Origin of the sequence: Denitrobaculum tricleocarpae (assembly GCF_007004665.1) — a bacterium.
Classification (GTDB): domain Bacteria; phylum Pseudomonadota; class Alphaproteobacteria; order Kiloniellales; family Kiloniellaceae; genus Denitrobaculum; species Denitrobaculum tricleocarpae.
The window spans coordinates 248,915-263,831 of the sequence record NZ_ML660057.1 but is presented as its reverse complement, the minus strand read 5'-3'; the positions used below and the strand labels follow the sequence as shown (position 1 = coordinate 263,831).

14 protein-coding genes are annotated in these 14,917 nt (G+C 60.3%); 13 read left to right on the top strand and 1 reads right to left on the bottom strand.

The features are described 5' to 3' along the window. Positions 1-336: 336 nt before the first annotated feature. The 13 genes from cobA (at position 337) to arcC (ending at position 13,479) form a co-directional block, all read left to right on the top strand. Positions 337-1,158, top strand: a complete 822-nt coding sequence (gene cobA / locus FKG95_RS18370) for a uroporphyrinogen-III C-methyltransferase (protein ID WP_142897861.1) — start codon at positions 337-339, stop codon at positions 1,156-1,158. Beyond that, positions 1,151-1,477: a c-type cytochrome gene (locus FKG95_RS18365; protein ID WP_142897860.1), complete on the top strand. Its 327-nt coding sequence runs from the start codon at positions 1,151-1,153 to the stop codon at positions 1,475-1,477. Before cobA ends, FKG95_RS18365 begins: the two co-directional genes overlap by 8 nt. Continuing rightward, on the top strand, positions 1,474-2,637 hold the full coding sequence (locus FKG95_RS18360) for a cytochrome D1 domain-containing protein (RefSeq protein WP_142897859.1): 1,164 nt from the start codon (positions 1,474-1,476) through the stop codon (positions 2,635-2,637). Before FKG95_RS18365 ends, FKG95_RS18360 begins: the two co-directional genes overlap by 4 nt. A gap of 3 nt (positions 2,638-2,640) precedes the next feature. Continuing rightward, positions 2,641-3,633 carry a siroheme decarboxylase subunit beta gene (ahbB, locus tag FKG95_RS18355; RefSeq protein WP_142897858.1) on the top strand — a complete coding sequence of 331 codons (993 nt, stop codon included), beginning with the start codon at positions 2,641-2,643 and terminating at the stop codon, positions 3,631-3,633. After that, on the top strand, positions 3,630-4,094 hold the full coding sequence (locus FKG95_RS18350; protein ID WP_142897857.1) for an Lrp/AsnC family transcriptional regulator: 465 nt from the start codon (positions 3,630-3,632) through the stop codon (positions 4,092-4,094). Before ahbB (FKG95_RS18355) ends, FKG95_RS18350 begins: the two co-directional genes overlap by 4 nt. Then, positions 4,091-4,612 (top strand): siroheme decarboxylase subunit beta, encoded by a 522-nt coding sequence (ahbB, locus tag FKG95_RS18345; protein ID WP_142897856.1) that lies wholly within the window; start codon positions 4,091-4,093, stop codon positions 4,610-4,612. The genes FKG95_RS18350 and ahbB (FKG95_RS18345) overlap by 4 nt, the downstream gene beginning before the upstream one ends. Then, a complete protein-coding gene (nirJ, locus tag FKG95_RS18340) occupies positions 4,612-5,820 on the top strand; it encodes a heme d1 biosynthesis radical SAM protein NirJ (RefSeq protein ID WP_142897855.1) in 1,209 nt (402 codons plus the stop codon). Before ahbB (FKG95_RS18345) ends, nirJ begins: the two co-directional genes overlap by 1 nt. Next, positions 5,795-7,342 (top strand): nitrite reductase, encoded by a 1,548-nt coding sequence (locus FKG95_RS18335; protein ID WP_142897854.1) that lies wholly within the window; start codon positions 5,795-5,797, stop codon positions 7,340-7,342. The genes nirJ and FKG95_RS18335 overlap by 26 nt, the downstream gene beginning before the upstream one ends. After that, positions 7,299-8,060, top strand: coding sequence for a sirohydrochlorin chelatase (locus FKG95_RS18330; RefSeq protein WP_142897853.1), 762 nt, complete (start codon positions 7,299-7,301; stop codon positions 8,058-8,060). Before FKG95_RS18335 ends, FKG95_RS18330 begins: the two co-directional genes overlap by 44 nt. A gap of 711 nt (positions 8,061-8,771) precedes the next feature. Beyond that, complete coding sequence (locus FKG95_RS18325) at positions 8,772-10,187, top strand: YfcC family protein (protein WP_142897852.1); 1,416 nt, start codon at positions 8,772-8,774, stop codon at positions 10,185-10,187. A gap of 59 nt (positions 10,188-10,246) precedes the next feature. Then, positions 10,247-11,479 (top strand): arginine deiminase, encoded by a 1,233-nt coding sequence (gene arcA / locus FKG95_RS18320; protein WP_142897851.1) that lies wholly within the window; start codon positions 10,247-10,249, stop codon positions 11,477-11,479. 44 nt (positions 11,480-11,523) lie between these two features. After that, positions 11,524-12,525, top strand: coding sequence for an ornithine carbamoyltransferase (gene argF, locus FKG95_RS18315; RefSeq protein ID WP_142897850.1), 1,002 nt, complete (start codon positions 11,524-11,526; stop codon positions 12,523-12,525). A 3-nt stretch (positions 12,526-12,528) separates the two neighbouring features. Next, positions 12,529-13,479, top strand: a complete 951-nt coding sequence (arcC, locus tag FKG95_RS18310; RefSeq protein ID WP_142897849.1) for a carbamate kinase — start codon at positions 12,529-12,531, stop codon at positions 13,477-13,479. A 93-nt stretch (positions 13,480-13,572) separates the two neighbouring features. Here arcC and FKG95_RS18305 read toward each other — a convergent pair whose 3' ends face one another. Beyond that, positions 13,573-14,181 carry a transcription elongation protein SprT gene (locus FKG95_RS18305; protein WP_142897848.1) on the bottom strand — a complete coding sequence of 203 codons (609 nt, stop codon included), beginning with the start codon at positions 14,179-14,181 and terminating at the stop codon, positions 13,573-13,575. Positions 14,182-14,917 lie beyond the last annotated feature (736 nt).

The following is a 14,917-nucleotide window of genomic DNA, read 5'->3' as shown; positions in this document are numbered from 1 at the left end:
GTCTGTCTGCGTGCCGCTGGATTTGCCTTAACGAAAGTCAAGGCGGGAAAGGGTTGGACTCGGCATTCTCCTCTTCAACTCACCAGCGCAACTGGGAAAACCGGCATGAATGGCTTTCGCAAAACCCGGAGACTCGCATCCCTCGCAGGTGTTGCGTTTCCGATGGCTTTAACCGCGAACGGGATTTCGGCTCAGGAGAAACCCGAAGGCCAGCCGCGCGTTGATCAAAGTGAGTTCAACGTCTTCAGAACACCTCGAGACGTTTACTGAGGTGGAAAGCGGGAGCGCGGTTCCGGTCGCCCTCTTGTTGCATCGTAAAACGCCAGGGAGGGCGCAATGAAGAAACTGGGACGGGTCTTTCTGGTCGGAGCGGGTCCGGGCGATCCGGAGCTTTTGACAATGAAAGCGGTCCGCATGCTGGGTTTGGCCCAGGTTGTGGTCTACGACCGTCTGGTCTCCGACGAAGTGCTCTCGCTGGTGCCGTCTGCCGCCCGGCGTATTGCCGTCGGCAAAGCGCCGAAGTCGCACCCGGTGCCGCAGGAACGAATTAATGACATTCTCGTCGAGTTGGGTCAGCAGGGCCTCTGCGTCGTCCGTCTGAAGGGCGGCGACCCTTCGATCTTCGGGCGCGGCTCGGAAGAGGCCGCCGCACTCCATGCTGCCGGCATCCCGGTGGAAATCGCGCCGGGCATCACGGCGGCCCAGGGGGTCGCGGCGGCGACCGGCGTTCCCTTGACCCATCGGGGACTGGCGACCGGCGTGCGCTACGTCACCGGACACTGCCGGCGCGATCTGCCGCTCGATCTGGATTGGGCCGGTCTGGCGGACCCCGATACCACGCTCGTGGTCTACATGGGCGTCGCCAACATTGCGGAAATCGCGACCTCGCTGATTGCCCATGGTATGCCCGCGGCCTTGCCCGTCATGGCGGTGTGCAACGCAACAACCCCCAAGGAAGTACGCTTGCTCTCGCAACTCGACAGGATCGCGGCGGAAGCAAAAGCGGCTCGCCTCGAGGGCCCCGTGCTGTTCGTCATCGGCGAAGTCGTCTCCCTCTACCGCAGTTGTCCCGCTGAAGTCCTGTCGCTGTTTCCGGCCGAACTGGCCGACGTCTCCCAAGGTCCTTTTAACTGGCTTAGAGCATCGGCAAATGCGTGAAGCTCTCGTCACCGTCTTGTGGTTTACGCTGCTGACCGGACTGGCTCCGGCGGCGGCGGCTGACCTTTCCCTCGAGAGGGAAGCCGAGCTGGAACGGCTCGTGCTTCAGGACTGCGGGTCCTGCCACGGCCTGACCCTGAAAGGCGGGCTCGGTCCCGATATCCGGGCGGAGACGCTCGCGGGCATCCCGCCCGAAGCGCTGACCGAGATCGTGCTGGACGGCATACCGGGTACGGCGATGCCGCCCTGGCGTCCTCTGCTCAGCGAAGACGATGCCCGCTGGATCGCGGATTTCTTACTGAAAGGCGATGTCGAATGATCAAGGGTTTTCCATTCTTCCTTCTGGTTTCGGTTTTGCTTTTCAGCGGCTCCGCTGTGAAGGCGGACAACCTGCGCGGCACCGGCGATCTTGGCGTCGTGATCGAACGGGCGAGCGGCTCGGTCCTGATCGTCGACCAGTCGGAGCGGGCCAGGATCGGCCGGGTCGAAGGTCTCGGCGATCTTTCGCATGCTTCGGTCGTCTTCTCGCCCGATCAGCGCTTCGCCTATGTGTTCGGGCGTGATGGCGGCCTCAACAAAGTCGATATCCTGGCGCAGTCGCTGGTCGACCGGGTCGTGCAGTCGGGCAACGCGATCGGAGGCGCGATCTCGGACGATGGCCGTCTGGTCGCCGTCTCGAACTACGAACCCGGCGGCGTGCGCGTGTTCGACGCCGAAACTCTGGAGATGGTGGCCGATATCCCGACGGGCTCAAAAACCATCGGTCTGGTCGACGCCCCGGGACACCGCTTCGCATTTACCCTCTGGGACGACGGCGAAACCTGGATCGCCGATTTTTCCGGAGGCCGGACGCCGGAAATCACCAAGGTGACGGGCATCGGTGAGAACCCCTACGATGCGCTGATCACGTCGGACGGCCGTCACTATATCGCCGGTCTGTTCGGCGAGGACGGCCTGACGGCGCTCGATCTCTGGGACTCGAAACCGGCGCCGCGCCGCATTCTGCAGGGCTATGGCCGGGGTGAAGAGCCTTTGCCGGTCTATAAAATGCCGCATCTGGAAGGCTGGGCTTTGGCAGGCGAGCGCTTCGTTCTCCCGGCGGTGGGCCGTCACGAGGTGCTCTGGGTGGATGCCCGGACCCTGGAAGAGGCGGGCCGGACCAAAACCCACGGTCAGCCGGTCTTCGCGGTCGCGCGGCCCGACGGACGGCAGGTCTGGGTCAACTTCGCGCATCCGGATAACGACACCCTGCAAATCATCGATACCCCCTCCGGCGAGGTGGTTCACAGCTTCAAGCCGGGCCCCGCGATCCTGCATATGGAATTCACCCCGCGTGGCCACGAGATCTGGGTTTCGATCCGCGATGCCGGCCGGGTCGATATCTACGACACCCGGAGCTTCGAGAAACTTGGCGAGATTGCCGCGGACACGCCGTCCGGCATCTTCTTCACGGCACGCGCTCATCGCACGGGACTCTGAGGCATGACCCTTCATCTCGATCCCGTCGACCACGAACTGCTTGATCGCTGGCAATGCGACTTCCCTCTGGTCTCAAAGCCTTTCTCGGTCATGGCCAGACGGCTCGTTCTGACGGAAGACGAGGTGCTTCGGCGTCTGCGCAGCTTGTCGGAGGCCGGCGCGATCAGCCGGATCGGCGCAACCTGCCGGCCCAATACCGCAGGCGCCAGCACACTGGCCGCGGTCGCGGTGCCGGACTCCCGGATCGAAGAGGTCGCCGCGGTCATCGGCGGGGAGCCGGGCGTCAATCACTCTTACCTCCGTGAAAACCGATGGAATATCTGGTTCGTGGCGACCGGCCCCGACCGCGCGCAGGTGAACGGGTGCCTGGCACGGATCGGCAGGCGGACGGGCCTGGAGGTTCTCGACTTAAGGCTGGTGCGCCCCTTCAACATCAATCTGGGCTTCGCCCTCGACGGGTCCGGTAAACTGCCGCCGCAGCGGGAAAACATCGACACCGCTGTTCTGATCCCCGGCGACCGGGAAATCATGCAGGCGCTCAATGTCGGTCTGGAGATCGTCGCGCAGCCGTTCAATGCGCTCGGGGAACAATTGCGACGCCCGGAGAGTGAACTGCTGCAACGGATCGAGGCTCTTGCGGCTGCGGGGATTCTCTCCCGGATCGGGGTCATCGTCCGCCACCGTGCGCTCGGCTGGAGCTCCAACGCCATGGTGGTCTGGGATTTGCCGGAAGAGGAAATTCCCCGGGTGGGGCCGGCGTTGACGGCGGTGCCGGGGATCACGCTTTGTTATCAGCGTCGTCCCGTGCCGGGCGTTTGGCCTTACAGCCTCTACTGCATGATTCATGCGCGCAGCCGCGTCGAGGCCATGACCGTGCTAGACAGCGCCTGTGATGAGGTCGGGCTACGCGACGTGCCGCATCAGGTGCTCTTCAGCGTCCGCTGTTTCAAGCAGACCGGTGCACGGGTGTTGCTGGAGAAAGGAGCAGCGGCATGAAACCTTCCGACTACCGACCGGATGCGACCGACCGGCGAATCATCAATGCGCTGCAGGAGGGTTTCCCGCTCTCATCACATCCTTATGCAGAGGCTGCCGCTGATTTGGATCTCAGCGAATGCGAACTGATTGAACGATTGGCGCGTCTGCGGAAGGAAAGAGCGATCACTCGTTTCGGCCCCTTCTTCGATGCCGCGGCCATGGGTGGTGCCTTTTGCCTCTGCGCAATGAACGTTCCGGGTGATCGTTTCGAAGCGGTGACGGCGCAGGTCAACGCGCACTCCGAAGTCGCCCATAACTATGAACGGGCTCACCAGCTCAATATGTGGTTCGTGCTGGCGACGGAGACACCGGAAGGGATCGAGGCTGTGGCCTGCGCGATCGAACGGGAAACCGGTCTCGAAGTCCTGCGCTTTCCCAAACTCGAAGAGTTTTACATTGGCTTCAGGATGGTCGCATGAACCTGGATGGAACGGACCGGCGGATAGTCGAAGCGACGCAGTCGGGTTTGCCCTTTGTTGCACAGCCCTACGCCGAAATTGCATCTTCCCTGGGCCTGGAGGAAACTGAAATCATCGATCGTCTGGCCGCAATGCAGGCGCGCGGTGTCGTACGTAGGATCGGGGTTGCACCGAACCACTATGCCCTGGGCATGACCTCGAACGGTATGACGGTTTGGGACGTTGAAGATGAAATGGCCAGTGAACTGGGCGCGCAGGTCGGGCGGCTCGACTTCGTGTCGCACTGCTATCTGCGGCCACGCGCCTTGCCGCTTTGGCCCTACAATCTCTTTGCCATGGTGCATGGCAGCGACCAAAGAGAGGTCGAAGAGAAGCGCCGGGTTATTGTCTCATTGCTGGGGCCTGCGTGCCGGGGAAACGACACACTTTATTCGACCCGCATCCTGAAAAAAACCGGATTACGGCTGGCCCGCAAGGGCGCAGGTGACTCCAACGCTACAGTCCGAGGAGAAAGCTGATGTTTCGACTCTCCCACTATATGCACCAGCTTGTGAAGCCGACGCCGGTGCGCCGGCGTAACGGCGAGGTGAAACCTGTTGTCATCTGGAATTTGACCCGCCGCTGCAATCTTCAATGCCGACACTGCTATACGACCTCGGCAGATCATGTCTTTCCGGGCGAGTTGACGCACGAACAGGCCATGGGCGTCCTGGAGGATCTGGGAGACTTCAAGATACCGGCCTTGATCCTCTCCGGGGGTGAACCCTTGATGCGTATGGACCTCTTCGAAATTGCGGAGCGGGCGCGCAAGATGAAGATGTATCTTGCGCTCTCGACCAACGGCACCGCGATCGAGGGAGAGCTGGCGGAACGTGTCGCGGATATCGGCTTTGACTACGTAGGTATCAGCATCGATGGCATCGGTGCGACGAACGATTGGTTCCGTGGCAAGGAAGGCGCTTTCGATAAGGCGCTTGCCGGCGTGCGGGCCTGCAAGGCGCGTGGCGTCCGGGTCGGTTTGCGTTTCACCATTACCCAGGAGAACGCCGGTCAGCTTCCCGAGCTTCTCGCGCTTGCCGATGGGGAAGGGGTGGACAAGTTCTATCTCTCGCACCTGGTTTACGCGGGCCGCGGCGACAAGCACCGGGGCGCTGACGCCACCTGGTCCCACACCCGCACCGCAATGGATCTGCTGATCGATCGCGCCTGGCGGGCCGCCGACGCGGGGTGTCCGCTGGAGATCGTCACCGGCAACAACGATGCCGATGCCGTCTACTTCCTGCGCTGGGCGGAAGAGCGCTTCACCTCGGAGCAGATTGCGCATCTGAAGGGTCACCTGCAAGCCTGGGGCGGAAACTCTTCGGGGGTCGGGGTCGCCAATATCGATCCGCAGGGCGCCGTTCATCCCGACACCTATTGGTCGGATTACACGATCGGCAGTGTGAAAGACCGGCCCTTCTCGGCGCTCTGGACCGGTGACGACCCGATGCTCGCACAGCTGCGCAGACGTCCACGCCCGCTCAAGGGCCGTTGCGGGGCCTGCAGCTATAAGATGGTCTGTGGCGGCAATACACGGATCCGGGCATTGCAGCTGACCGGCGACCCCTGGGCCGAGGACCCGGCCTGCTACATGAGCGACCGGGAGATCGGGGTCGAAGACTCGGATCGCCTGACCGTAACACCTTTCCGGGGCAAGAGCCGTGATCCGATACATCGTTTTCTTTAGCTGTCTGCTGGGCCTGACCGGCGGGGCTCTGGCAAATCCTGACGCGCTCTATAGCGAGCATTGCGCCGCGTGCCACGGTGCCGACCGCCTGGGCGGGATCGGGCCGGCGCTGATTCCCGAAACGTTGAAACGCATGCGCGGTCCGAAGTTGGCGGACGTGATTGCCGAGGGCCGTGCAGCGACGCAGATGCCGGGCTTCAGCGACACCCTGAAACCTGATGACATTGCGGCCCTCACCGAATTTGTAAAGGTGCCGCTGGCCAAGATCCCGGAATGGGGGCCTGAAGAGATTTCGGCAAGCCGGGAGCTTGATCCTGATTATCGTCCAGCTGACCAACCGGTTTTCGACGCCGACCGCCTGAACGTCTTTCTGGTCGTGGAAACCGGCGATCATCATGTCTCGGTGCTTGATGGCGACCGCTTTACAGTTATGGATCGCTTCGAAACGCCTTTTGCCGTACATGGTGGACCGAAGTTCACACCGGATGGCCGCTTCGTCTTCATCATGTCACGGGACGGCTGGGTGCAGAAATACGATCTTTGGAGCCTGGCCGAGGTCGGGCGGATACGAGCCGGCCTTAACAGTCGCAATATCGCCATCTCCAAGGACGGCAAGCATCTGGCCGTGGCGAACTATCTGCCGCGCAGCCTGACTATTCTGTCGAGCGAAGATCTCTCGGTGGAGCGGGTGTTCAAAGTGCACGCCAAGAACGGAAACCTGTCGCGGGTATCGGCCGTCTATCAGGCGCCGCAACGTGAGAGTTTTATCCTGGCGCTCAAGGACGCGCCCGAGATTTGGGAGATCGCGACAGGTCCCGAGGCAGAGCCGGTGTTTGAAGGTTTCGTCCACAGTCATGAAAAGGGCATGCTTGAAGCCCTTCCGTCGTCCGAAGGTCTTTTTGCGCTCCGCCGGATCGAGGTCAGTGAACCCATCGACGACTTCTTCTTCACGCCCGACTACCGCCATTTGATCGGTGCCGCCCGTGATGGCGCGCGTGGTGTTGTTGTCAATCTCAACGCCGGGCGGGAAGTCGCCGAGTTACCGCTGCCCGGTCTTCCGCATCTGGGGTCCGGTATTTCCTGGCTCCGTGGGGAACATCGGGTCATGGCGACGCCGCATCTGAAGGAGGCCCGCTTGTCGGTCATAGATATCGGAAGCTGGCAGGTTGTGAAAACGCTCGAAACCCTTGGGCCCGGGTTTTTCCTCCGCAGTCATGAAAACACGGACTACGTCTGGGCCGATGTTTTCTTCGGGCCGAACCGTGACGTCATGCATGTGATCGATAAAGAGAGTCTGGAGATCGTGAAAACTTTGCGGCCGGTGCCGGGGGCCACCGTTGCCCACGTCGAATTCGATCGCAGCGGCCGTCATGCCCTGGTCAGCGTCTGGGAAGACCAGGGCGCAGTTATCGTTTACGACGCCGAAACCCTGAAAGAAGTCAAACGCCTGCCCATGCGTAAACCCTCGGGGAAGTATAATGTTTGGAACAAGATCACCTTTTCCGACGGCACATCACACTGAGCGGCCTGCGGTTCTGATTGTCGCTCACGGTTCCCCCTCCGCGCCGGAGGTGCCCGAGGCGGCCATAAAGGCCCTCGCCAAGGAGACGGCCCGCTGGCTGCCCGGCTGGAACCTCGACGGTGCGACGCTGGCTGCGGAATCTGCCCTGGAGACCGCGCTGAACCGCATGTCCCGGCGGCACCTGCTGATCTATCCCTTTTTCATGTCGGATGGCTGGTTCGTGAGGACGGAACTGCCGCGCCGTTTGAGAGCCGGCGGTCAGCGATCCTTCGAGGTCCTGACCCCCTTCGGGCACAACTGCGGAATCCCAGCGCTCTGCGAAGCGGCCATCAAAACCGCGGCGAAGTCGGCAGGTGATCTCGCGGCGGATACGAACGTTCTGCTCGCGGCCCACGGTTCGCGTTCTGTGCCGCAGCAGCGGCGCCTGATCGAGCGAACGGCCGGTATTCTCGCCGCATCGAATTCCTTTCGCGGCGTGCATGTCGGCTTCCTGGAAGAATTGCCGAGTGTCGGCGAGGCGGCGCGTCTTGCCGGGGCGGGCGTATGCCTGCCGCTGTTCGTTGGCCGCGCGGGCCATGTAGAGATCGATCTTCCGCGCGCACTTGCGGCGGCCTCATGGTCGGGAACACTCCTTGATCCTCTGGGAACCTGGCCGGAGATTCCGGATCTGATTGCAACGTCATTGCTGCAATCGCGGCCCGTGGCCTTGTCTGGCTAATCTGCCCCTACTCGGGGTGAGGTAAAGTCTCGCGCTCTGCGTCGACCGTTTCCCTGAACGACCTAGAGCGCGTCATGTTTTAACGGAAACACAGAGTGTTTTCGCTAAAACATGTGAACCCGCTCTACATCATATAGTTAGAGCAGATTCACCGGTACGACGGATCGCCGAAGGCGATTCCATCTAAACCGGATCTACTCTAGCTGGTGGTCCCTCATTCATCCCATCGATGACTCTCCGGCGGTGCACCTCGGAACCTTCAGTGCATCCGGTCTCTCTTAAAATCGACGCTCTTGGCGATGCCGGATCAGCAGCTCTTGCTGGCTTGGAGTTTCGCAATGACCATCGGATTGTTACCCTCTCAGATAGAGGGTGCCCCGGGTAAAATTCTCACCCAGATAGAGGTGGAAAAGCGGCTCTCGATGGGCGGCTGAGGGCGAAGCTCTTGAAGTTGTTGAGTGATATATATCAAGGACGGCCCGCACGCCCTTCGTCAGACTGTTATCACGAATGCAAGGTTTCTCGTCCGGTCACGCGGCTCAGCCGGGTCTGCCGCGGTGCGGATATGCGGGTTCGGTTTCCGGAAGAGTTTTGAAAAGGATCGGGACGACAGTCGCGGCGCGGTCGGTCGTTCCTTCGCCGAAGTTGGGAGTTACGGTTTGAGCGGACCCTTGCAGCTATAAGACCCCATGACAGGAGACGCGTGACGCTATGAAACTGAAGTTTCCGAGTGCCTACACAATCTTGTTCGGTTTGATTATTGCGGTGGCGGTCGCCACCTGGTTTGTTCCCGCCGGTCAGTACGACCGGGAAATGAGCGAGACCCTGGGAAAAGAAGTTCCCATTCCCGGTACCTATAAGACAGTCGAGCCCAATCCGCAGGGTTTCTCCGATGTGGTCCTGGCGCCGATCGCCGGCTTCTTCGATCCGGGGACTTATGAGGCACGGGCGGTCGACGTTGCGCTCTTCGTGCTGATCATCGGCGGTTTCCTGGGCATCGTCACCAGAACCGGCGCTATCGACGCTGGGATCGAGCGGGCCATGGCGGCCATGCGCGGGCGGGAAAAGTGGATGATCCCGATCCTCATGGCGCTCTTTGCGGCGGGCGGCACGGTCTACGGCATGGCGGAGGAAACCCTCGCCTTTTACGGCCTGATTATCCCGGTGATGATCGCCGCCCGTTATGATGCGGTGACCGGTGTTGCCATCATCATGCTGGGGGCAGGGGTCGGCACCCTGGGCTCCACCATAAATCCCTTCGCCACGGTGATCGCAGCCAACGCCGCGGGGATCGCCTTTACCGACGGTATCCTGCTGCGGTTCGTGCTTCTGATCCTTTGCTGGCTGGCGTGCGTGGTCTACGTCATGCGCTACGCCGAGAAGGTCAAGGCAAACCCGTCTGCCTCGATTGTTGCGGACCGGCGGGAGTCCAACGAAGCACACTTTCTCAAGGGCCGTGAGGCTGCGGCGGGCAATCATCAACTCGATTTCACGTTGACGCGCAAAATCGTGTTGCTCGTCTTTGTCCTCGCTTTCGCCGTGATGATCTGGGGGGTCTCGGCCGGTGGCTGGTGGATGGCGGAGATGTCGGGCCTCTTCATCGTGGCGGCAATCCTGGTCGGCGTGATCGCCCGCATGAGCGAGGAGGACTTTACCAACACCTTCGTAGATGGCGCTCGCGACCTCCTTGGCGTCGCCCTGGTGATCGGCATTGCCCGCGGCATCGTGGTGGTCATGGACGCGGGCAATATGACCGATACCATTCTCTTCTGGGCCGAGGGCGCGGTCAGCGGTTTGCCCGCCATCGCCTTCATCAACAGCATGTTCGGGATCGAGGTGGCCTTGTCCTTCTTCGTACCCTCATCGTCCGGTTTGGCTGTTCTAACCATGCCGATTATGGCGCCGCTCGCGGATTTCGCAGCCGTGCCGCGGGATCTGGTGGTGACGGCCTATCAGTCGGCCAGCGGGTTGGTGAATCTGATCAACCCGACCTTTGCGGTGGTGATGGGTGGGCTGGCGCTGGGGCGTGTGCCCTACGAGCGCTGGCTGCGATTCATGTGGCCGCTGCTTCTTATCCTGACGGTCATCATCATGGCCGCGATAAGCATCGCGACACTTTTGAACTAGAGCCGCTTGCGCCGCGGTCTGAAGACATCCTGCTCGAGGTTTGGCAACGGAGAAACGAAATGGCGAAATTAGGCGTTCACTCGGAAGTCGGGAAGCTTCGCAAAGTCATCGTGCATCGTCCGGGGTTAGCGATCGCCCGGCTGACACCGGGTAACTGTCATGACCTGCTGTTCGACGATGTGCTTTGGGTGAAGCAGGCGCGCCAGGAGCATCTGGGTTTCGTGGACGAAATGCGCCATCGCGGCATCGAGGTTTATCATCTCCGCGAACTGTTGGAAGAGACCCTGTGCGATATGGAGGCGCGCAGGTGGCTGCTGGATTTGAAGGTCACCGAAAACACCGTGGGTGTCGGTATGGCCGGTGATCTGCACGCCTGTCTGATGGAGATGGATCCCTACAAACTCTCTGTCCATTTGATCGGCGGGATCAACCGGGCCGAGCTACCCTTCGAACCCGCGGGCATGATTGGGCGTCTGCTCGCGCCACAGGACTTCGTTCTGCCGCCCTTGCCCAACCAGCTTTTTACCCGTGATCCTTCTGCCTGGATCTACGGCGGCGTGACACTGCATCCCATGTTCTGGCCCGCGCGGCGGCAGGAGACGCTCAACGTCGCCGCCATCTACCGCTTCCATCCACTGTTCAAAAGCTCGGACTTCGAGTTCTGGTGGGGGGAGGATGTCGAAAACGATCATGGCAATGCGCATGCCGAAGGCGGGGACATTCAGCCCGTCGGCAAGGGCGTCGTCCTGATCGGTATGGGCGAGCGCACGACGCCCCAGGCCGTCGGACAGATCGCCCGAAGCCTCTTTGCGAAAGGCGGGGCGGAACACGTCATCGCAGCGGCCATGCCGAAAGAACGCTCGGCAATGCATCTGGATACGGTGTTCACCTTCTGCGACCGGGATCTCGTCAATCTGTACCCTGACGTGGTCGACAAAATCCGGGCTTTCTCCTTGCGGCCCGGCGAGCGCGGGGGCGAACTCTCGGTCACCGAAGAGTCCGCCGACTTCCCGGCGGTGGTGGCGAGGGCACTGGGGCTGAAAAAGCTGCGCCGGGTTCACACCGGCGGTGATGCCTACGAAGCCGAGCGCGAACAGTGGGACGACGGGAACAATGTGGTCGCGCTGGAGCCTGGCGTCGTCATGGCGTACGAGCGCAACACCTTTACCAACACCCTGCTGCGCAAGGCGGGCGTCGAGGTCATCACCATCGCGGGCAATGAGCTGGGCCGGGGTCGGGGCGGCGGGCACTGTATGACCTGTCCGATCCTGCGCGATGCCGTCGAGGACTGACGTTCCGAACTCCAACTCCGCAAAAAAAGAGGGATAAAACGCCCATGGCTTTCAATCTCAAAGGCCGCAGTTTTTTGAAGCTTCTGGATTTTAATCAGCGGGAGCTGCGTTACCTGTTGGATCTGTCCCGTGACCTCAAACGCGCGAAGTATGCGGGCACCGAACAACAGCATCTGAGGGGGCGCAACATCTGTCTGATTTTCGAGAAGTCTTCGACCCGGACCATGTGCGCCTTCGAAGTCGCGGCGATGGATCAGGGCGCGGGTGTGACCTATCTCGGACCGTCAGGTTCGCAGATCGGGCATAAGGAGTCTATGAAGGACACCGCGCGGGTGCTGGGGCGCATGTACGATGCCATCGAGTATCGTGGCTTTGCTCAAGGCATTGTCGAAGAGTTGGCGAAATATGCCGGGGTTCCCGTCTTCAACGGATTGACCGACGAGTTCCATCCGACTCAGATGCTGGCGGATCTGCTGACCATGCGGGAGCACGCCGACAAGCCGCTTCACGACATCTCCTATGCTTTCGTTGGCGACGCGCGCAGCAACATGGGCCATTCCTTGATGATTGCCGGTTGCCTCATGGGCATGGATGTGCGGATCGCGGCGCCAAAGGAAAACTGGCCGAGTGACGAATTTCTCAACCCGGCCCGCGAACTCGAGGCAACCTACGGTGCCACTCTGACCATCACCGATGATCCCGAAGCGGCGGTCAAAGGCTGCGATTTCATCCACACCGACGTCTGGGTCTCCATGGGTGAACCGCCCGAGGTCTGGGAAGAGCGGATCAGGCTGCTGAAACCCTATCAGGTCAACAATGCGCTCATGGCGGCGACCGGAAAGACTTCGACCCGCTTCATGCATTGCCTGCCGGCCTTTCACAATCGCGAAACCAAGGTCGGTCAGGAGATTTTCGAAAAGCACGGTATCGCCGAGATGGAAGTCACCGAGGAGGTTTTTGAATCCCCCGCCGGTATACAGTTCGAGCAGGCGGAGAACCGAATGCACACCATCAAGGCCGTCCTGGTCTCAACGATTGGAGTTTAGGCCATGCGGATTGTTATTGCCCTTGGGGGCAACGCGTTGCTGCGCCGCGGACAGGCCCTGACCGCCGAGAACCAACGCGAGAATGTGCGGATCGCAGCCGAAGCCATGGCGCCAATCGCGCGGCAGCATCAGCTTGCGGTCTCGCATGGCAATGGTCCGCAAGTCGGCCTGCTTGCTCTGCAAGGCGCCGCCTACAAACCCGATGAGCTCTACCCATTAGATGTCCTGGGGGCCGAAACCGAAGGTATGATCGGCTACATGATTGAGCAGGAGATGGGGAACCTGCTGCCTCCAGAGGTGCCTTTCGCGACAATTCTGACCATGATCGAAGTCGACCAGGCGGACCCGGCCTTTGCCGACCCGGCCAAGTTCATCGGGCCGGTTTACGAGGAGGCTGAAGCCCGGCGCCTGGCGGCCGATAAGAATTGGTCGATCAAACCTGACGGGGACAAATGGCGTCGCGTCGTGGCTTCTCCACAGCCTAAACGGATCTTTGAGATCCGCCCGATCCGATGGTTACTGGAACGCAACACCATCGTCATCTGCGCCGGTGGAGGCGGCATCCCCACTGTCTACGATGAAAACCGCAAGCTGCAGGGCACGGAAGCAGTAATTGACAAGGACCTGGCCAGTGAGCTGCTGGCCCGCGAGCTGGACGCGGACCTGCTGATCATGGCGACGGACGTGGATGCGGTTTACACCGATTGGGGGACGCCGGAGGCCAAGGCGATCAGGCAGACCTCGCCCGAGGCCCTTCGGGCGCAGAGTTTTCCGGCCGGTTCCATGGGGCCCAAGGTCGAGGCGGCCTGTCTCTACGTGGAACGCACCGGCAAAGCCGCGGTCATAGGCGGGTTAGCCGATCTGGAGAGCATGGTCACCGGATCGGCCGGGACCACGATCAACAGCACGGCATCCGGACTGGAGTGGTATGATAGGGCAAACCGCGACTTTTGATTTGGCACAGTTTCGTCTGAATAGACTGCGTGCCCCTCGTCAGACTGCCCAACGGTGTCGTTTCGATAGTGTTGGACCATCGATAGTGTTGGATCAGCCGTCAGGAACCATCGGTCCGTGGAGTGGACAATGCGGGGGGCCAACTTCAGAGAGCCATTTACGCGATACGCGTGCGACGTAGCCGCATTCACTGCAGGACACCTTAATCATCCGCGAGGTCTGCCCTGGTGCCTTATCCTTGTCGATCTGCTGAATCTCGGGCGAGGGCAGGGGACCTGCGGTCTCGAGTATTGACTTTGTGATCTCCTTGAACAAAGCCCCCGGCGGAGACTCGTTCCTGGTGCCCTTAAGTCCCAGGGATATTGCCAGGTGACGGAATAGATAACCGTGTTGATCCCGGTCCCCGACGGCAATCCGGCACATCTGAAACGCCAATGCCGCTGCAACTTCTGTTTCCTCGCTGCGGTCGGGCCGAACCAGGATTACATAAGTGGCGCCGTTATCCTGTGTCCAGGAGTCGGTGATGTTCGGGCTTCTGCGGCCGACACTTGGAAAGCCGGTGCGGACATCGAAGTCGGGCAGGGGAAATCCAAGATCGTCGAACCATCCCCGCATCGCCGTGGCGACCTCTCTCAGCCAGTCCTCGCGGACTTTGCCGGAGGACGGCGAAGACGCGGATTTGGTGCTCCCTTTGTTTGGCATCTGATCTCGTACCAGTCTTTTCGCGAGTTAAGCGTCGAATCTGTGAAACGCCTTCTGCATCGGGAGCGCCACAAAGTCCATCACTGTTAGCATGCGATTAAACAGGATCGCACGCGCGTCTAAACATTATGCGTTACTTTAATTGGCAATTCGAAACAATTCAAGGTAGCAAAAACAGCAATTTTAGGTAGTGTTGCGACCGCTTGAATCCCGTGTTTCTGCACGTTGCATTCTTGAGTGAAGAGGGGTTTGCTCAAGCTGGTCTCTACCTGTCTCAGCATAAAACGGACTGGCTGATTTGGGTTTCCTCACTTTGAGGGGAGATAGTGACAGATGTCGAGACGGACTCAAATTTTTATTTGTATGTACTAACTATATTCTTCTTTCGGTTGTTTTTGAAACAATAATCAGTCGTCCTTACATGCACGGTTTCGTTCGCAGACTTCAGGCTTTGATTCTGCATGTGCTCTCCGGCGGATCAAAAAGCGGTCTTGAAACAAGCGATCGAGAGAAGCCCTCCACACTCGACCGCTCTTTCAAGCATGTTGCTCATACAACCTATGCTTATTAAAAACTCATCTCTGCAATTAATAAAACGTTATATAAAAATGTTTAAACGATGTTTTGTGTTTAAATATTTGATGCGTAAATGCGCTTGCACCTAACGGCAGGAGCTTCCATCGATCAGGTACTCGTGCGTCACTGAGTGCAAGCTCGATATGAGAGCGATGTTGAG